Raw genomic sequence first — 20,836 nt, 5'->3', positions numbered from 1 at the left:
TTATATTAATATTTTTGCAGTAGAATCTTCTAAAACAGTTTCTTCTATCCATTTTGTGTTTTCTATATTTAAGGCCAGAATTTCAATTGTTGGAGACATGAAGATTTCTTTTATATTAATCGACACATCAAATTGTTTGTTTACCCGATTAATAAGCTGTCCTGCCATAAGACTGTGGCCGCCCAGCTCGAAAAAATTATCTGTAATACCAATTCTATCTACTTTTAAAACCTCCTGCCAAATCGTTACTAATGACTTTTCTATTTTGGTTTTGGGTGCCACATATTCTTTTTTGATAATATGCTTCTCTGATACTTCGGGAAGTGCCTTTCGGTCAATTTTTCCGTTTGGAGTCAATGGCATATTTTCTAATTGTATGAAATAACCAGGAACCATAAATTCTGGCAGTACACTCTGAAGATGTTTTCTTAATTCTCCTTTATTGATATTTTCTGAGGCTGTATAATAAGCTGCTAAAACCTGAGTTGATTCTATTTCTTTTGTATCAACAACAACTTGTTTTACTGTACTTGAATAATTAGAAACAGCGGTTTCAATTTCTCCTAATTCTATTCTAAAACCACGAATTTTAACCTGATGATCTTTTCTTCCTAAAAACTCTATGTTCCCATCAGGAAGCCAATAAGCCAGATCGCCTGTGTCATACATTACCCCACCTTGAACAAAAGGGTTATTAACAAACTTTTCAGCAGTAAGTTCTGGTTTGTTTAAATATCCTCTTGTAACTCCTTCTCCTGAAAGATATAATTTACCTGCTATACCAACAGGAACAGGTAAAAGAGATTCGTTCAGTATCCATGCCTGTGTATTTGATATTGGACGTCCGACAGAAATTGTTCTGTTTCCTTTTGAAGTTATTAAATAGCTCGTACTATATGTTGTATCTTCAGACGGACCGTAAAGATTTCTTACTTCCATGATCTCTAAAGGCAGCTTATCGATAATATCAGTCGGAAGGATTTCTCCTGCCATATTCAGCACGTTAATGTTTTTTAAAGAAACTTTGTCTTCTAATAATTTTCTCACTACCGAAGGAACAGTATTCAATAATACATTCTTATCATTATTGATATAGGTTTCTATATCTAATGCATTTTTTAGTACTCGCAATGTTTTTCCGGTTGTTAAAGTGAAGAAAAATTCATAAACCGATAAATCAAAACAATACGAAGTAACGGCGTAAACTATATCGAATACACTATGAGCATATTCTTCTTTTGACCAGTCAATTAAAGTTGCCGCATTTCTATTTTCTACCATTACTCCTTTAGGATTTCCGGTAGTTCCAGAAGTATAAATAACATAAGCCAAATTTGACGGAGTATTGTTTTTGACAATGTTTAATGTCGAATATTCATCTTTTTCTTTGTAAAATGCTTCAAGAACTTTTTCATCAATAATAAGTTTGCTGCTGCTGTCTTTTTCAATGTATTCAATTCTAGACTGCGGGTAAGCAAGATCTATTGGAACATAAGCACCTCCTGATTTTAAAATTCCCAGAACTGCCACCATCATACGTTCACTTCTCTCAAGCTTAATGCCGATTAGATCATCAGGCTGGATATCATAATGCTTTCTCAAATAACCGCCAAGCTGGTTAGACAGTGCATTTAAAGATTGATAACTCAGTTCTGTTTCCTCAAAAACAACAGCGGTTTGGTCCGGAGTTTTTAAAACCTGTTCTTCAAATTTATCTATGATAGTCTTATCACGAGAATATTCCGCAGCAGTAGCATTAAAAGTCTCTGTTACCTGAAGTTTCTCATCTGGAGTAATATAGGACAGTTCTTCAACTGCAAGAGAAGGATTTTCTAATGCCTGAGTCATTAAATTTTCCAGATGAGCAGATATTCTTTTGATCAAAAGTGAATCATAAAGATCTGTATTGTACTGAATTGTAAGAGACAACCCTTCTTCTCTTTCAACAAAAACAAAACTTACGTCAAATTGTGAAGTATTATTTTTAAACTCATAATTCTTAATCTGAAGACCTGTTAATGCATCTCCGCTGGAAAGATTTTGAAGCTGAGACTGATTTTGCAGCACCACCATGACATCAAATAATGCGGAACGGCTCATGTCTCTCTTTAGGTTCAGATTCCCGATAAGTTCATCAAAAGGATAATTTTGATGCTGATAAGCTTCGAGCAACGTTTCTTTTTCCTGATTTAAAATTGATGCAAAATGTGATTTTTCCTTAAGCTGTGTTCTTATGGCAAGTGTATTGAGGTAAAGTCCAGCCTGATTTTCTAAATCCGGATGTTCCCTGCCTGCAATAGGTGTCCCGATAACCAGATCGTTCTGGCCTGTATAACGATAAAGAAGTGTTTTTACTCCTGCCATTAAAGTCATAAACAAGGTGGCATCCTGAGTTTTTGAATAGGATTTTAATTTGTATAAAAAAGTCTGCGAAAATGTATGACTTACACTATCGCCTTTGTAACTCTGCGATAACGGACGTTTATTAAAACTAGGAAGATCCAATACTGGAATTTCACCTGTAAACTGATTCATCCAGAATTCTTTAGAAACAAGATGCTTTTCCTGCTCAAGCTCATTAGAAAGCCAGACTGCATAGTCTTTATATTGAATGTTCAATACCGGAAGATCTGCGTCTTTTCCTTCATTTAGAGCATTATAAATTTTAACAACCTCAGAAATAAGCAGTTCAAGCGACCAGCCGTCTCCAATGATATGGTGCATCGTTAAAAAGAAAATATGTTTCTGCTCCTCAAGCTTTACAAGTCCGGCACGAAGCAAAGGTGCTTTTTCTAAATCAAAAGCAATATGGTTTTGCTGCTGCAGATAATTAGATACAGATTTCTGCTGATTATCGATTTGAGTAAAATCTTCTTCAATCAATTTAAAATTAACTAAATCTGCTTGTAAAATATGCTGGCGGACTACTCCTGATTCGTCTGATTTGAAATAGGTTCTTAATATTTCATGACGCTCGATTACTTTTTTTAATGAGGCCTGGAAATTATCCTTATCCAAAGCTCCTGATAATTCGAAAGCAAACGGAATATTATAAGCCAGAGAACCGCCGTCAAGCTGGCTCAAAAGCCAAAGTCGGTTTTGTGAGGCTGTCAGCGGATAACTTTCCTGAATTGGCGCTGGTGTTATAGATACATAACCGGCATCGCTCAATCGTGCTGACAAGGCTTCTATAGTTGGGTTTGAGAAGAAATCTTTAAAGGAAACTTTTTTGTTTAACTGTTTTTGGATTCGGTTAATGACCTGTGCCGCAACAAGACTGTGTCCGCCGAGTTCGAAAAAATTATCTGTAATACCAACCTGATCTACGCCAAGTACTTCCTGCCAGATTTGAGCCAGATTCTGCTCTGCGGCATTTCTTGGAGCTGCATATTCTTTTCTGATAAGGTCTTCTCCGCTTATTTCAGGAAGCGCTTTTCTATCCGTTTTTCCATTTGGTGTTAACGGAAGAACGTCTAAAGCAATATAAAAACCAGGAACCATATATTCCGGCAGTTTTCCTTGAAGATAACTGCGAATCTCTGATTTGTCAATTTCCTGTGTGCTTACGTAATAAGCTGCTAGTACTTTTTCGCCGTTGATTTCTTTTACAGCAGCAACTGCCTGTCTTACATTTTGTGAATATTGAAGTAAGGCCGTTTCAATCTCTCCCAGCTCAATTCTAAATCCACGAATCTTAACCTGACTGTCGATTCTGCCTATATACTCAATATTTCCATCAGGAAGCCAGTATGCTAAATCGCCTGTACGATACATTCTCTCTCCTTTAATAAAAGGATTTTGTACAAACTTTTCAGCGGTAAGTTCGGGCTGATTTAAATAACCGGCTGATAATCCTTTTCCAGAAATACAGAGTTCTCCAATAATGCCCACTGGAGCTAATTGAGAACTTTCGGGTTCAATAATATATACTTGTCTGTTTGCAATTGGTTTTCCAATAGAAACAGCGTTTAGTTTTTCGTTTACATGATAATAAGTCGCACATACCGTACTTTCTGTTGGTCCGTAAGTGTTGTAAACTGAGATGTGATTCCATAAATTATGAATATAATCCGGCTGCAGAACATCTCCCCCGCTTATTAATATTCTGATTTGAAGATCAAATTGATCGTATGCCGCATTTAAATATTGCAATGCGTATGGATTTGTACTTAAAACTGTTACATTGTGTTTTTCACAAAGACGAAACAGAGTTTCAAAATCTCCTTTTCCATCATAAATCACCATACTTCCGCCACTGACAAGAATTGGGAAAATTTCTTCTATCGAAGTATCAAAAGAAATACTTGCCTGCTGTACTATACTATCGTGCAACGTTAATTGGAAATAGTTTTTAAAAGTCACTGCATAATCTGTCAAAGATGTGTGGGTTATCTGCACACCTTTTGGATTTCCTGTAGATCCAGAAGTATATATAATGTAGGCTAAATCACCGGGACTTACCTCAGCTTTGTATTCGCCGATAAAACGATCCGAAATGTTTTTAAATTCTTCTAATACAGCCGCTGTTATTGTAAACTTACAGCCACTGTCTTTTTCTATATAATTTCTTCTATCTTCAGGGTAATCCGGATCTATAGGCACATATACGGCACCCGTTTTTAAAACGGCCAAAATAGTTATAATGCTCCAGGAATTTCTTTGCAGTCCAATCCCAACAAAATCCCCTTTTTTTACATTGCGGTTTTGCTGTAAATAGTTCGCTAATTTACTGCTGTATATATCTAAAGTTCTATAACTTATTTCTTCTTCCTGATAAACAAGCGCTGTTTTATTTGGATTTTCAGCTGCTGCTGACTTTATTAAATCGATTACGGTCAAAGAAACTTCAGAAGAAACATTGTCCTGATTAAATTCCGTCAGGATTTTATTTTTCTCTGCTGCAGTTACAATCTCAACATCATTTATGGGTTGATTTGGATTTTGCAAACCTGATTTTACAAATTCTTCAAAATGAGATAAAAGAGCTGTAATAAAGTCTTGGTTATAAATATCTGTGTTATATTCTACACTTAAAGAAAGTCCGTGTTCTTTTTCTACAAAAACAAAACTAATGTCCAACTGGCTTACACCTCTTTCAATTTCATTATATTCAGATGCTGTAATTCCATTGATTCCTTTTTGGTCATTAATTTCTAATCCCTGATGGTTTTGCAGTAAAACCATAATATCAAACAATGCTGATCTGCTTTGATCTTTTGCCGGTTTTAAATGATTAACAAGTGCAGTAAAAGGATATTCTTTATTTTCATACGCTTTGATTAGAGTATTTTTTTGTTTTTGCATCAACTCCAAGAAACTATCCTCTTTGTGAAATTTGGTACGTATGGCTAATGCATTAGAGTACAATCCTATTTGATGTTCCAAATCTGTGTGTTCTCTTCCAGCTGCTGTTGTTCCTAATGTAATATCGGTCTGGCCTGTATATTTATAAAATAATCCGTTGAGACTTCCCATTAACAACATGAAAAGAGTCATTTGCTGCTCTTTAGCAAATGCATTTAGTTCTCCTAAAAACTGCTTAGAAAATTCGTGATTATAAATACGTCCGTTATACGTTTTTACAGTCGGACGTTTATTCATAATTAGCTCCAAAGCGGGAGATTTAGTTTTAAACTGTTCTTTCCAAAACTCAAGTTTTTGGTTGTATTCATCGCTGATAAGCTTTTTATTCAGCCATTCGCTGTAATCTTTGTATTGTATTGACAGTTCTTGCAATTGTACTTCTTCAGCACTTGCCAAGCTGTTATAGACAAGCATAATCTCACGAGTCAGCAGCTGTAATGACCATCCGTCGCCAATAATATGATGTAATACAAATACTAAAATATGTTCTTCTTCGCTGGTTTTTAACAAAGTACCGTTTAACAAAGGTCCTTTTTCCAGATCGAATGTATTTAAGTATTCTAACTTAATGCGGTTATGAAGCTGCTCTACAGAAAAATGCTGCAATGCTGCCTTTTGTAATTTAAAATGAACTTCATCTGATGATAAAATATGCTGCTGAACCTGATCATTCTCGTCTTTCTTAAAAACTGTTCTAAGCGATTCATGACGTGTTATAACCTTCTGAAATGCTTTTTCAAGAAGAAATTCGTTCAGCTTTCCTTTCAGTTTTAATGTCGATGTTATATTATATGCTCTTTTTCCGCCCAAATGTTCATGTGTAAACCACATAAAATACTGAGTTGGTGTTAAGGCGTAATTTTCTTTAATCTCAGTTTTGGGAATAGATGTATTAAAGGATATTAAACTAATTAAATAGGCCTTGTATTCTTTAATTTCTTCTAATAATTCTTTTGTCAATACTCCTTTTGGGGCATTTACTTTAAGATTACCATCAATTATTTTCAGCTGAACTCCAAGAGAAAGAAGTTTATTTAAGATGTCATTTTTCATAAAAATTGATTTAAGTCCAGCATTGCCGGGTCTTTATTTTATTTGTTAATGATTATTTTGGTCTTTAGAAACTTTACAGAATAATTTCATCTTGATCTTCTTCCTGAAGTACCATATCAAATTCGTTTTTCTGAATTAAATAGAAATTAAGCAGCACTGCTAATCCTTTTATAGTTAAGGTCTCGTATAGATTTGTGATAGAAAATACCGTGTTGTATATTTTGTTTATTTTGTTAATTAAAACCACAGCCTGCAGACTATTTCCTCCTAACTCAAAGAAATTGTCATTGGTGCCAATTACAGCAGGATCAAGCTTAAGGACTTCTGCCCAAATGTGTACTAGTCTGCTTTCAACATCGTTTGCCGGAGCTTCATAAGGAACCGTTTTTAAATCAGAAATTACGGGATCTGGCAAAGCTTTTCTTTCTATTTTTCCAGTTCGTGTCAATGGGAAATTTTCCATTGAAATGTAGATTGCCGGAATCATATATTTGGGTAATATTTTACCTAAAAGCAATTTTATTTTGGTCACATCCAGAATTTCTTCAGATCGAACATAAGCTGTTATATAACTGTTTTCTTGTAATTCTTTCAACAAAACCACTGCTTCATTTATAAACTCAATCTGCTCTAATTGATATTCTATTTCAGATAATTCAATTCGCAATCCGTTGATTTTTACCTGAGAATCTTTTCGTTGTAAGAATTCAATTTCTCCCGAAGGAAGCATCATTCCTATATCGCCGGATTTATAAACTCTGCCGTTTCCGGTTAAAGGATCTGTTGTAAAAACCTTATCTGTTAATTCCTGTCGGTTTAGATATCCTAGAGACAGATAATCGCTTTTGAAAACAATTTCCCCTGTTTGATAAATACCTTTTGGTTTATTATTTTCATCTAATAAGAAAACCTTTGTTTCTTCTACAGATTTACCTAATGGCATATTATTTCTTGTCAATTCAGATTCATGCGACAAGAATTTTTGAGCCACAATAGTAGATTCTGTTGGACCATAATCATTAACCAAAAATGCACCTTCAAGGAAATGTTCTTTAAACAATTCCAAATCTGATTTATGGCATGATTCTCCTCCTAAATCGACTAATCGTACTGTTGGCACGGCTTCATCTTTTTTCAGTCCTTTTAAAAAATTCCTGTAAATCGTTGGCACCATGTGTATAATGGTAATATTTTCTGCCAAAAGCCATTCAGAAAGTGAATCTAGTCCGTTTTCAACAATATCATAAATACTTACTTTGGCTCCGTTTAAAATCGCTCCATAAATATCTTTTACAGAAGCATCGAAAGTATAAGTCGAAAAAACGCTTAAATTATCCTGTATCGCGATATGAACATTGTTTGTATATACACGAATAAAGTGAAGAACATTTTTCTGGATCTGTAAAACTCCTTTTGGCATACCTGTTGATCCTGATGTATACAAAACATACGCTTCTGCTAAAGGGCTTGAACTCTGTTTTGGATTTAAGATTTCTGGAAGATTGTAATTTTCAGAAAGCTTTGTAATTGACAATTGCGGTAATTCTTTCTTTAACTGATTTGCTTTTTCTACAGTAACTTCATTACAAACTAATTGATCACATCCAGAATCTTCAATAATATACTGAATTCTGCTCAACGGACTATTTGCATCTATAGGAACATAAGCATAGCCTGCTTTAAGCACTCCAAGCATTCCTATTACAGAGGTTTCGTTGTGATTTAAAAGCAATGCAACTCGTTTAGTTTCTGTGCTGGCTTTTTCTATTATTTGTTGTGCTAAATGATTCGCGCAATTATTAAGTTTTTTATAGGTAAGCACGGTATTTTTTGATGCAACGGCTTCGCGGTCTGGAAACAATTCTACTTGTTTTTCAAATCGTTGTGCTATACTCTGCTGTATTTCGCTTGCTTCAAAAAATCCAAAATCATTAACCGGTTTGAGATCGTTTTCCTGATAAATAAAGTCTTCAAAAATTTTAATTTCAAACAATGCTTTTTTATCATTTTCTATAACCTGATCTATAATAGACAAATAGGCATTTATCCAATATTGAATAGTTTCTTTTTTAAACAGTTCATGATCGTACACACAGTTAATACTGTAACCATTTTCGAAACTTTTTATATAACATTCAAAATCAAATTTAGGAGCAGTATTTAGTACTTCATGAGTTGATGTGAATGCTGTAATAGTATCCAGTGATCCAGCATCAAAATCGACCATGTTTAAGAAAACGGGACTTAACGGAAAACGATTATCATCCTGAGGAATATCAATTAATTCCAAGACCTTTTCGAAAGGATAATTTTGATGTGTTAGAGCGTTAATCAAAGTTTCGTTGACTTTTGCCAGCCAGGTTTCAAAAGAAAAATTACTGTTTATTGTATCACGAAGCATAAGTGTATTGATAAAACACCCTGCCAGATTCTTTAATTGATAATGATTTCTGTTTGCTGTTGGGATTCCAAGAATGATATCTTCTTCTGAAGTTAAACGGTACAATAACACTTTTAAAACGGCAGCAAATACTGCGAATACACTGGCACCGTTTTTTCTTGATAACTCTTCTATTTTCTTCTTCTTTTCATCAGAAATAAATAGGGTGTATGAAGATGATGTTTCTGCTTTTTTCAGCTTTGAAATATAATCTGATGGTAATTGCAGATACGGCAGCGTTCCTGCAAATTGTTCTTTCCAATAATTTTCCTGGATTTTGATTTCTTGTGACTGCAATACATTATTCTGCCATTGTGCATAATCCTTGTATTGTATGGTTAGTTCCGGAAGCTGAGCTATTCTTCCTTCTAGTAAAGCGTTATATATTTCCATTAAATCTCTGGAAATAATTCCCATAGACCAGCCGTCGCCAATACTATGATGCATATTAAAATATAAACTGTAACCTGCACCTTTTTTTAAGACCGCTGCTCTAAACAATAAATCTAATTCAAGATCAAATTCGTACTCGAATACATGCAGTTTAATCTCTGTTTCTGACTCAAAAACAGGAATTCGCACCGCCAGATTTTGTATTATTTTTTGTTTTGGCATTCCGGCTTCTTCAGCAAATAAGCTTCTTAAAATTTCGTGTCGTTCTAAAAGAATATTAAATGCCTGTTCAAAAACAGCCGTATTTAGATTTTCCGGTAGATTGAACGTACTGTAGATATTAAACTCTTTTGATTTTCCGTTTATTTTATACAATAACCAATATCTAACCTGCGAAGGAGATAAATCATAAAATTCCTGATACGATAATTTTTCAATAACAGCGATTTCTTCTTTTGAATTTATCAAAAGCGCTGCATGGCTTTTAAGACTTGAATTTGTATAAAGAGTTTTTAGATTGACTGCAATTTTAAATACTCTCTGGTATTCGTTTAATAACTTAGTTAATAATAAACTGTGCCCTCCAAGTTCAAAGAAATCATCTCCAGCACCAATTTTTTGATGTCCTAAAAGTTCCTGCCAGATTACGGCAATTTTTTCTTCTGTTTGATTGGCAGGTGCTATATATTCTTTCTTAACAATATCTGATTCTGATATGGCAGGCAGTTTAGAAAGATCTACTTTTCCATTTGCATTCAGCTGCAGCGTTTCAAGTTCTACATAATAAGCAGGAATCATATAATCAGCCAGCTTATCTTTTAAATATTTTCTAAGTTCTTTTTTATCAACAGATTTTCCTGTAGTGTAATAAGCAATTATAAACGGTTCATTCTTTACTTCTTTTACCAAAACCACAGCATTGGAAATCGCTGAATCAAACTCTCTGATAACATATTCAATTTCTCCTAATTCAACTCTGTTTCCTCTAATTTTAACCTGGTTGTCTTTTCTTCCTACATATTCAAGATTTCCGTCTGGAAGCCATCTGGCTAAATCTCCTGTTTTATATAATTTTTCTTCAGGTTCAAATGGATTTTGAATGAACTTTTCTTTGGTTAATTCCGGCTGGTTCAAATATCCTTTTGAAAGTCCAATTCCAGAAATACACAATTCTCCAATTACACCAACTGGCTGTAATTTTAAATTTTCAGATAAAATATAAACCTGTGTATTGGCAACAGGTTTTCCTATAGATACCTTTTCATTCAGAGCTTTTTTACAATCATAATAAGTTGTTACAACAGTATTTTCTGTTGGTCCATAATTATTAAATACCTGTAGAGAAGTATCTACTGCATAATTTAAACGTTCACCTCCGGTAAGAATTAAAGCTGGCAGTTTCAAATTAGTTTCAGCCATTAGATCCTGACAGATTTTTGAAGGAAGGTAACTGTGCGTTATTTCGTTTTTTACCAAAAACGAAACTAATTCAGGTATTTGAAGACGTATTTCGTCTTTTTGAATTGGATATAAAACCGCACCTGATATTAGATAAGGATATATTTCCCAAACAGAAGCATCGAATGCAACTCCAGAAAATAAAGTACCTCTGCTGTTTTCATCGACATTATATGCCTTTTTATGCCAAAAACATAAGTTTACCAAACTCTGATGTGCAATCATCACTCCTTTTGGTTTTCCTGTAGATCCAGAAGTGTAAATTACATAAGCCAGGTCTGTGCCTTTTGGCAGTGTTTTAGGCTGTAAAGCAGAGCTTTCATTAGAATCAAAATCATTCCAAAATGCGTCGTCTATTATTGCTTTTGGGGAAACGTCGTCAAGAATATCTTTTATCCTGTTTTCCGGATAGTTTATGTCAACAGGAACATAAGCAGCACCAGTTTTTAAAATTCCTAATAAAGATATGATCAAATATAAACCTCTTTCCAGCTTAACTGCTGCAAAATTTCCTTTTCCAAGCTGATAATTTTCAATAAGATAATTGGCCAGTTTATTAGACATTTCATCCAATTCAGCATAGGTCAAAGTTTGATCATCAACAATAACAGCTGTTTTTTGAGGTGTTTTTCGAACTTGCTGTAAGAAATGATCAATAACAGTTTTATCTGTATCAAAAACAAAATCTGTATCGTTAAATTCATTCAGTAAGATTACTTTTTCGTCTTCAGATACTAATTCTATTTCTTCTAAAAGCACTTGAGGTTTTTTAACAACTTGCTGCAGCAGATTTTCTAAATGCGCAGATAGTCTCTCAATATATTCAGCAGTATAAATATCTGTATTATAGAGAATTTCAAGTTCCAGTGTTTCTTTTTCTGTAAAAGTAAAGACGATATCAAAAGCAGAAACTTCACTGCTAATTTCAAAATCTTCGATAGTTATCTCTGAAGATTTTTTATCTATAAAATTAGATACCTGATGCTGATTTTGCAAAACGACCATAATATCGAACAAAGGAGATCTTGAGGTATCTCTCGATAGTTTTAATTGTTCTACCAAAGCATCAAAAGGATAATTCTGATGTTCATAGGCTTCTAAAAGCTGTTTACCTTCTCTTTGAAGTAATGCAGAAAATGTTTCTTTTGGGTTCAATAAAGTTCTTACAGCAAGTGTATTGATATATAAACCTATTTGATGTTCTAAATCCGGATGCTCCCTTCCGGCTATTGGAGTTCCAATAACAATATCATTCTGGCTGGCATATCTTGATAATAAAGTTTTTACACCTGCCATTAATGCTGTAAATAAAGTTACCTGATACCCTTTAGAAAGATTTTTTAATTCAGTAAACAATTCTTTCGAAAATGTATGACGGTATTGGTTTCCTGCATAGGTTTTTACAGCAGGACGACCGTTATATCCCGGTAACTGAAGTACAGGCACAGTTTCTTCAAACTGCTTTAACCAATATTCTTGTGCCAGCTGGTAGTTTTTCTTATTTTGTTCATCCTGCGTCCAGGCAGCATAATCCTTAAACTGAATTTTATGTTCAGGAGATGGAATAACATTTCCAGATTCTAAAATGGTATAATATTCTAAAACTTGTGCAGTTAGGACTTTTAATGACCATCCATCGCTTATAAGGTGGTGAATCGACAAATAGAACACAAAATTATCAGCAGCAGTCTTTAATAAAGAGGCTTTAAATAAAGGTGCTTCTGCCAGATTATAACTTTCTTTATTTTTTTCTCCTATATAACTTTGTATCTCTTCATACGGAGATGTAGAAGTAGAAAAATCTTTATTTTCTATTGCAAAATGAAATTCATTATCAGGAATAATATATTGTTTTACAGTTCCTTCTTCATTTTTCTTAAAAATCGTTCTAAGAACTTCGTGATGCGTAATTACATGATCGAATGCATTACAAAAATTATAAGCATTTAATTGTCCTTTCAAAACTACAGCTCCGGATATTTGATAGGCTTCGTTTCCGCCTTCTAATTGGCTTAACATCCATAACCTGTTTTGGGAATGTGTTAATGGGTACGATTCAGAATAAGGTGTTAAAGGGATTGGTAAATATTCCTGATCCTTCAATGACTTTCTTAAATCTTTGATTGTAGGATTGGTATAAAAAACTTTGTATGGAACGCTTTTATTAAGGTTCTTGTAAATCGCATTTATAATCTGAGAAATCATTAAACTATGACCTCCCAATTCAAAAAAATGATCATTTACACCAATTGGAGAAATTCCGAGAGTCTGCTCCCAAATCTCAACTAATTCGTTTTCAACAGCATCCGAAGGAGCTTCATACTCGTTTTTAACAATGAAAGCATCCGTAATTTCAGAAAGGGCATCTTTGTTTATCTTGCCGTTTGGAGTTAATGGAATTTTTTCTACCGCTGTAAAATAAGATGGAATCATGTAAGCCGGAAGCTGCTTTTCTAAATAAGCTCTTAAATCTGTTTTACTTACATTTTCAATTTCTGTAAAATAGGCAGCTAAAAAATCTTCACCATTATTTTTTCTTACTGCAACAACTGCCTGTCCAATATTTTCAGAAAAGGAAGAAATTACATTTTCTATTTCTTCAAGTTCAATACGATAACCGCGAAGTTTTATCTGATGGTCTTTTCTGCCAAGAAAAGCCAGATTTCCATCAGGCATCCATTTTACTAAATCGCCTGTATCATACATTTTGTGCCCTTCAGCAAAAGGGTTTTCTATAAACTTTGCTGCAGTCAATTCTGGTTTATTGAGATAACCATTTGCAATTCCATCTCCTGAAAGGTATAATTTTCCAATTGTACCCATAGGCACTAATTGCAGTTCTTCATCTAAAATATAAGCCTGAGTATTCGAAATGGCTTTACCAATTGGTATAGTCTGATAGTTTTTTGCTGAAGATAATTTATAGCAGGTACTGTAAGTTGTATCTTCAGACGGGCCGTACAGATTTCTAATTTCGGCATTGGTCTGCAATAACTTTTTGGCTATATCAACCGGAAACGGTTCTCCGGCAAGATTAATAATGCTTACATTTTCAAGAGAAAATCCTTCAGCTAAAATATTTCGGATACTTGACGGAACTGTATTCAATAAGATGTTTTTATCTTTTGTCAATTCTGGTCCAATCTCCAGGGCGTTATTTAATATTTTGATTCTTTTTCCAACAGATAATGGGTAAAACATTTCGTATATCGAAAGATCAAAACAATGTGATGTAGCTGCGTATACAATTTCAAAATTTTCCGGATTAAATTCTTCTTGTGCCCAATGAATTAAAGCAACAGCATTTTGATGCGTTATCATTACACCTTTTGGATTTCCTGTAGTTCCTGAAGTATAAATAATATATGCCGTATCATCTGATTTTCTGTTCAATGAGATATTTTCTATATTATATTTTTCCTGGCTTTCCAGAAAATCATCGTATACAGCACCCGTAATAACCAATTTGCAATTGCTGTCAGTTTCAATGTATGCGATTCTTTCTGCAGGATAATTAACATCCAGAGGTACATAAGTCGCCCCAGCTTTTAAAACTGCTAATATAGACACAAGCAATTTTTCGCTTCTTTCCAATTTAACTCCAACAAAATCACCTTCAGATACTCCTTGTTGTATCAGATAGTTAGAAAGCTGGTTGGCAAGTTTATTTAATTCACCATAAGTAAGGGATTTCTCTTTACAGATAACTGCAATATCATTAGGTGTTTTATATACCTGATTTTCTACAATTTCTACGAGAGTTAAAGCACGATTATAATCTGTTTTTTGAGAGTTTAGATTATAAAGTAAGTTTTTTTCTTCTTCATTAGATACCAAAGAAATCTTCACGGCCGAAAGATTGATATTTGCTTCTAATTCTTCCAGCAATCTTCCAAAATTCTTTAAAAGATGCAGTGCTAGATTATTTTCGGCAAATTTTGAAGAATAATGTAAAGTGATTTTTAAATCTCTATTCTCAAGCTTTTCAATGCGACATGACAATTCACTAAACGATTCATTCAGTTTATTTTCTGTTCCGTAATTAAACTGAAAAGGAATATATTCGACATTCGCTTTTTCTTTCTCAGTTTTATAATAAGGAGCATGTTTGTACACTTCCTGAATTTCCTGCTTGGTTTCTTGTATAAATTCTTTTACCGTTTTTTTACCAATTGGCTGAAACTCATAACTCAACAATCCTATTTGAGAATCTAAAAAGGACTTCAAAAACGATACATTCCCATCGACAATATATCTTTGCAGCAGTAAATTATAAAGTGCAATTAAAACTGTAAATTCTGCATCTGTATTTTCTCCTGTTACTTTATAGAAATAAGAGAGTCTGCCGGCATCGACAATGGTAAAATCAACAGAAGTGTTTTCAGAAAAACCTTCTTTTGTATACACAATTCTATTGTTTTTTTTGTACCAGTAATCTTTTGCTATTTTGTCATTGATGTGGTTCATTTTATCTTTATTTATAAATAATAAAATTTTTTAGTTTTAAATGTATCGTAGTTTCCAGATTCTAAGGAAGGGTATCTAACTGTGTAATTTTCAATATATAAGACACGTTAGACGATATGCTAAAATAATAGGAAGATTCATTTATAAATTACGGACTTTTGATATAAAAATTACGGATTCAACTAATTTCAAAACAACCTTATACCGAATTAAACTACTGATTATCAAAGCTTAAAAAAAAGTATTTTCTGTATAGGATTTTAAGATTGTCCGTTTTTTATAAATGAATTTTTCCTGTGATTTTTTTAAAGAAGTATTTGACTTTGAATTGTTTCTTCTAATTTTTCCAGCATTATTGAAGTCATGTCCTGCAGATCAAACTTATTTTTCCAATTCCAGTCTGTTCTGGCATTATTGTCGTCAATGCTGTCCGGCCAGCTGTCAGCAATCGTTTGTCGAAAATCGTTTTCTTTATAAGTTATTTCAAACTCAGGAATGTGCTTTTTAATTTCATTGGCTATTTCGTGAGGACTGAAACTCATTGCCGACAAGTTATAAGAGGATCTAATTTTTATTAAATCACCAGGTGCATCCATAATGTCGATTGCCGCATCTATTGCATCATCAATATACATCATTGGCAGTTTGGTTTCCGGAGATAAAAAGCAATGATATTTTTGCTCTTTTATTGCCGAATGAAAAATATCGACTGCATAATCTGTTGTTCCTCCACCCGGCGGCGCAGACCAGCTGATGATTCCGGGATATCTTACACTTCGAACATCTACACCAAAAGTTTTATGATAATATTCGCACCATCTTTCTCCAGTTTGTTTACTGATTCCATACACAGTAGAAGGCTCCATAACAGTATATTGAGGTGTTTTTTCGCGTGGTGTATTATTTCCAAAAACGGCTATGCTTGAAGGCCAGAATATTTTTTTTATTTTTTTCTCTTTTGCTAAATTAAGCACATGAAAAAGCGAATTCATATTTAAATCCCATGCAAAAGCGTATGCTTTTTCTGCCGAAGCCGACAATAAAGCCGACAATAAATACACTTCATCAATACTATATTTTTCAACAAAATACTCGACTTGATCAAAATTCAAAGCGTCGATAATTTCAAAATATCCTTGATTAACAACATCATTATCAGGTTTTACAATATCAGAGGCAATAACATTTTCAACTCCGTATATTTGTCTCAATCTCAAGGTAAGTTCTGTGCCAATCTGACCGCATGCACCTATAACTAAAATTTTCTTATTCATAATTTTTTTTTAATGGTTAATACTTAAAAAACACTTATCCTATATTTTTCTGACACAGATCTGATCTATTTCTCTATCCAAAGCGATATAGCATTTATACTTTTCATCAATTTCAATTTCTTTTAAGAAAAATTTTTGGCCTTTAATAATTGCCGTCTCTTCTAAAACCTCGAATGTTTTTAATGGTATTGATAATCCCAGTCCATTTGCTTTTATAACCGCTTCTTTTTGTGTCCAGTATCCAAAAAATGCTTCTTTTATTTTATCTGATGAAGTAAGGGTCAGCCATTCATTTTCAGTCATCTGCCATTTACAGTCATCAATTAAAACATCTGTTATAAATTCTATATCAATTCCTACTTGTGATTTTTCACATAAAGCACAAACTACGATCTCTCCAGAATGAGAAATATTAAATTGAATAGAACCGTTTTTAAAGTAAGGCTTATTGTACTGCGTCTGCTCTATTTCCCTACTTTGAAATTTACCATTATAGATATGGTCAACTGCCTTAAATAAAATTATCCTGCCCAAGAGGGATAATTGGGCATCCTGCCATCTGCGATAGCTTTTTATTCTATTCTGAAAATCTGATGAAAATTTTGGCAGCTCATTTTTAATAAGGCTTTCACAATTATCCTCAGCGATATAAGAGTAATATATGTAAATCAAAACTGTATCGGTTTTAAATTAAAGGCAGGAATTAAGTTCTCGTTATTCTAATCTCTATAGTGATATCAATTAAGTTTTGTTAAAACATAATACCACATTACTAAATCATAGTGATTTAAAGCACCTTTAGTAGAGACATTACGAAAATACAAGTGATTTCAAAAAAAAAATTACGGACTTTTTGACTAAAAATTACGGTGTTCGATTATCCTGAAATAATAAATATATATCTGAATAAGCGCACTGTATCACTTTACAATATTGAGTTAAAGGGTAAAGAAATATATAAGCAAAAAACCATCTTTTAAATAAAAAGATGGTTTAAGTGTTTAACATTTTAAAAACGTAAAATGGATATAAGTAAGGAAGAATATATTAATTGATTAACAGATAATCGTAAAAAACATTGAGTATCTGTTTTTATAAAAATCTAAAGACGTCTTGAGATTTTACCTTTTTCGATTCTTAAAATTCAAAACTATTCTAAAGCTTCAATTACAATAGTGTCAAGGTTAAAGGTTATATCTATTTTGGTTCCTTTACCTGTTTTTGATTTAATTTTAAATTTACCTTTTAAGGAAATTGTTCTGTCTTTCATATTATTGATTCCAATTCCGGTTTTGGATGTTTTAATATCAAAACCTTCACCATCATCACTAATACTTAATTTTAGAGAATTGCTTTTTACTTTCTGAATTTTTATCTGACAATTTTTTGCATTTGCATACTTATTGACGTTTAGGATTGATTCCTGAACAATTCTGTATAAATTTATTTTATAAATATTCTGCACTGCAGTCCAATCAATAGAATCATCGACCACATATTTAAATTGTGTTTTTGTAATATCTACTTGATTGTGAATAAGATTCATCAACAATGTATTAAAATCATTTGCCTCAAAAAAAGGATTCTGATTTAACTCATGCGAAATCATTCTTATTTCGTTTTCAACATTTTGTAATTCTAAAATATAGCTTTTGCGTTTCTCAACTATCTCCGGATCGGTTTTAGAATTAAAAAAGCCTAAATTCATTCGAATCGAATAAATTTTATTCATTATTCCATCATGCAGTTCTCTGGCAATTCTGGTTTTTTCGTTCTCTCTCGCAATGTTTATTTTTTCATTTTGCTCGATTAGCAATCTGTAGATCTCTTCATTTGCTTTTTTTTGTTTGATTAAAAACTGTAATTCTTTATTCTTATATTTAGAATATCTGAAAATCAGAATAGTCAAAAACAAAAGTATCAGTACAAATGAGATAATTAATATGAATAGATTTTTTTTTGTCAAAACTTTATTTTCGTCTTCAATCCTTGAGGTTTCATACTCAATTCTTGCATATTTATCATGGGCTTTTCTTTGTACTCTGTTTATACTATCACTTACTTTTATATAGTAATTTGTATAATACAGCCCATTTTTTTTATCAATTTTAGAAAGCAGCTTAGACGAAGTTAAAATTTCATTACTGCTGTTTAGTTTAATTGCAAGATCATTAGCTTCTTTTATGTTACTAATTGATTTGGCAGTGTCCTTCTGAGTTAAAAAATATTCCCCGATATAGATCTTTTTGTATAATATATCAGATTCAACACCAATGCTGTCAACAATCCTTAAGGATTCTGAAAACATAGCTTCAACATTTTTATAATCTCCATTTTTCGTTTTTGAATAAGCCAGGTTGCTTAAAACATTTGCATATAATCTTGGCCATTTCTTTTTTAAATCCTTCGAAAGTAATTTTTGCAGCTGCTCAATAGATTTAGAATATTCTCCTTTTAGGTCGTATAGATTACAAATATTAATGATAGAACTAACATTATAACTATTAATTTCGTCATCAATTTTCATTTTCTTCAATTCAGCAAGCGCTAAATTATGATAACGCAATGCTTCATTATAATCTACTAATTTTTCTAAACAGTTCCCCATTAAGGTATTGCAAGAATATATTAATTCGTGATTTGAAGATTTTTTTAAATATTGCAACGCTTTAGAAACCTCTATTTCGCATTCAACATAATTACCATCATAAAATAGGACATATGCTTTGTTGAACAGCATTTTGCCCACATTATTATAATCATGGATTTTATGATAGATTTTTTCTGCTTTTAAATAAAAAAAATAAGCGCTGTCCTTTTTTGAGTTTTCGTAACAATCCCCAGCATAATAAAATGCCTTTGCCATTCTTACAGTGTCATTAACTCTTTTTGAAAGATCTAGCGCTTTTTGGCTGCTGGCTAGTGATTTTTTCAGATTATTAATAACATAATATTCCGAAGCAGCCTTTAAGTACAAATCTCTGGTAATCGAATCGTTCTTTTTATATTTTAGCAAATCTACTATAGAATCCAGATATTCCTCTTTTTGGTATTCTTCGAGACTACTAATGTGAGTTGAATCGAATAAAACAGCATCGCTTTTTTTACATGAAAAAAAAAGAATTAGTAAAGACAAAAAGAATATTTTTCTGGCAAGAATTTTCAATGTACAAATGGTTTTTAGGGATTTCAAATATATGATATTGAAATTTAAAAAACCTATTATTCAAAAAAAACATAAGATTTTTCCTTTTGTTATTTTCTAGGAGGTTTTGGATTGCTAGGTTCACCGTCAGAATCTATTTCTGCATCTGATGGCTTTACAACTGTGCTTGAATCAATAATTTTTTCATTTGATTCATTTATAAGTCCCTTATCAGAAGTTCTTACAATTTTACCACCTGAATTAGAATCTTCTAAATCATAAGTTGAACATGAAAATGCTAATAAAGAAATAAAAACTACTCCAACTAAATACAACTTTCTTTTCATAAAATTATTTTTTAAATTATTATCTATCTTGAGTAGCAAAAAAACAACTATACTTTAGCTGAATTGTACGGTAAATCCGTAATATTTCGTTAGATTTGTAGAAAATGTACCAAAACAAATAAATTATGAGTCTAAATGTTCTAGTGGTAGACGACCATCCTATGACAGTGGATAGTTATATAAACCTATTATCTGATGAAGAATTTCAAACAACAAAGCCTAATTTTATTACCAGTTACAATTGTGAAGACGCTTACAATAAAATAACGCTTATGTCAAAGCAGGACAAGAATATTGATTTTGCTTTATTAGATATTAACCTTCCGCCTTACAAAAAACTTAATATTAGTAATGGTATTGATCTTGCACTACTCGTTAGAGGGAAATTTAAAAACTGTAAGATAGTTTTACTTACAATGCATAGTGAGCCATTGACAGTCGATAAGATCATCAAAAGTGTAAGACCAGAAGGCTTTATATCTAAAAGTGATATTAATTTTGAACTATTTCCTGTTTTCTGTAAAAGAATATTAAATGGAGAAATACTGCAAAGCACAGCCATAATAGAATCACAGAGAGACTTATTCAAAAAAAATATAAATTGGGATAATCATGATAACCAAATCTTAATTTTAATTTCTCAAGGTGTAAAAACGGTAAATCTTCCAGATTATATTCCGCTTTCTATGAGTGCCATCGAAAAAAGAAAAGCCAGTATAAAAGACCAGCTTTTAAAAGAAAAAGGCAGTGATAAAGATTTAATTGAAAAAGCAAAAAAGCTGGGACTGCTTTAAAAAAATCTAATCATATTTCTTTTAAGCTTACTTCTTTTCTATTGCCATCTTTCTCTACGGCTGCACGTTTCCTATATTAGCTTATCAGTATAAGCCTGTCT

7 protein-coding genes are annotated in these 20,836 nt (G+C 32.6%); 1 reads left to right on the top strand and 6 read right to left on the bottom strand.

Annotated features, from left to right (window positions below):
* The 6 genes from FJOH_RS10875 to FJOH_RS10850 all read right to left on the bottom strand — a co-directional run bounded on the left by FJOH_RS10875 (position 1) and on the right by FJOH_RS10850 (position 19,941).
* Positions 1–6,417 (bottom strand): non-ribosomal peptide synthetase, encoded by a 6,417-nt coding sequence (locus FJOH_RS10875; RefSeq protein ID WP_012024159.1) that lies wholly within the window; start codon positions 6,415–6,417, stop codon positions 1–3.
* 73 nt (positions 6,418–6,490) lie between these two features.
* Entirely contained in the window at positions 6,491–15,175 is an 8,685-nt protein-coding gene (locus FJOH_RS10870; protein WP_012024158.1) for a non-ribosomal peptide synthetase, read from the bottom strand.
* A 305-nt stretch (positions 15,176–15,480) separates the two neighbouring features.
* Positions 15,481–16,449 (bottom strand): NAD-dependent epimerase/dehydratase family protein, encoded by a 969-nt coding sequence (locus FJOH_RS10865; RefSeq protein WP_012024157.1) that lies wholly within the window; start codon positions 16,447–16,449, stop codon positions 15,481–15,483.
* Between the two features lie 39 nt (positions 16,450–16,488).
* Positions 16,489–17,121 carry a 4'-phosphopantetheinyl transferase family protein gene (locus FJOH_RS10860; protein ID WP_012024156.1) on the bottom strand — a complete coding sequence of 211 codons (633 nt, stop codon included), beginning with the start codon at positions 17,119–17,121 and terminating at the stop codon, positions 16,489–16,491.
* A gap of 478 nt (positions 17,122–17,599) precedes the next feature.
* Positions 17,600–19,585: a tetratricopeptide repeat-containing sensor histidine kinase gene (locus tag FJOH_RS10855; RefSeq protein WP_123875692.1), complete on the bottom strand. Its 1,986-nt coding sequence runs from the start codon at positions 19,583–19,585 to the stop codon at positions 17,600–17,602.
* 119 nt (positions 19,586–19,704) lie between these two features.
* Positions 19,705–19,941: a hypothetical protein gene (locus tag FJOH_RS10850; RefSeq protein WP_012024154.1), complete on the bottom strand. Its 237-nt coding sequence runs from the start codon at positions 19,939–19,941 to the stop codon at positions 19,705–19,707.
* A 125-nt stretch (positions 19,942–20,066) separates the two neighbouring features.
* On the opposite strand from FJOH_RS10850, the gene FJOH_RS10845 reads away from it, so the two are divergent.
* Positions 20,067–20,735, top strand: coding sequence for a response regulator (locus FJOH_RS10845; RefSeq protein WP_012024153.1), 669 nt, complete (start codon positions 20,067–20,069; stop codon positions 20,733–20,735).
* Positions 20,736–20,836: the final 101 nt, after the last annotated feature.

Source organism: Flavobacterium johnsoniae UW101 (genome assembly GCF_000016645.1).
Lineage (GTDB): Bacteria > Bacteroidota > Bacteroidia > Flavobacteriales > Flavobacteriaceae > Flavobacterium > Flavobacterium johnsoniae.
The sequence above is the reverse complement of the archived record's forward strand: the minus strand, read 5'-3'. Positions and strand labels throughout refer to the sequence as shown.

Bases quoted from the DNA above. Each gene is read 5' to 3' on its own strand.
- FJOH_RS10870 (WP_012024158.1), bottom strand. From the start codon at position 15,175: ATGAACCACATCAATGACAAAATAGCAAAAGATTACTGGTACAAAAAA.
- FJOH_RS10845 (WP_012024153.1), top strand. From the start codon at position 20,067: ATGAGTCTAAATGTTCTAGTGGTAGACGACCATCCTATGACAGTGGAT.
- FJOH_RS10875 (WP_012024159.1), bottom strand. From the start codon at position 6,417: ATGAAAAATGACATCTTAAATAAACTTCTTTCTCTTGGAGTTCAGCTG.
- FJOH_RS10865 (WP_012024157.1), bottom strand. From the start codon at position 16,449: ATGAATAAGAAAATTTTAGTTATAGGTGCATGCGGTCAGATTGGCACA.
- FJOH_RS10850 (WP_012024154.1), bottom strand. From the start codon at position 19,941: ATGAAAAGAAAGTTGTATTTAGTTGGAGTAGTTTTTATTTCTTTATTA.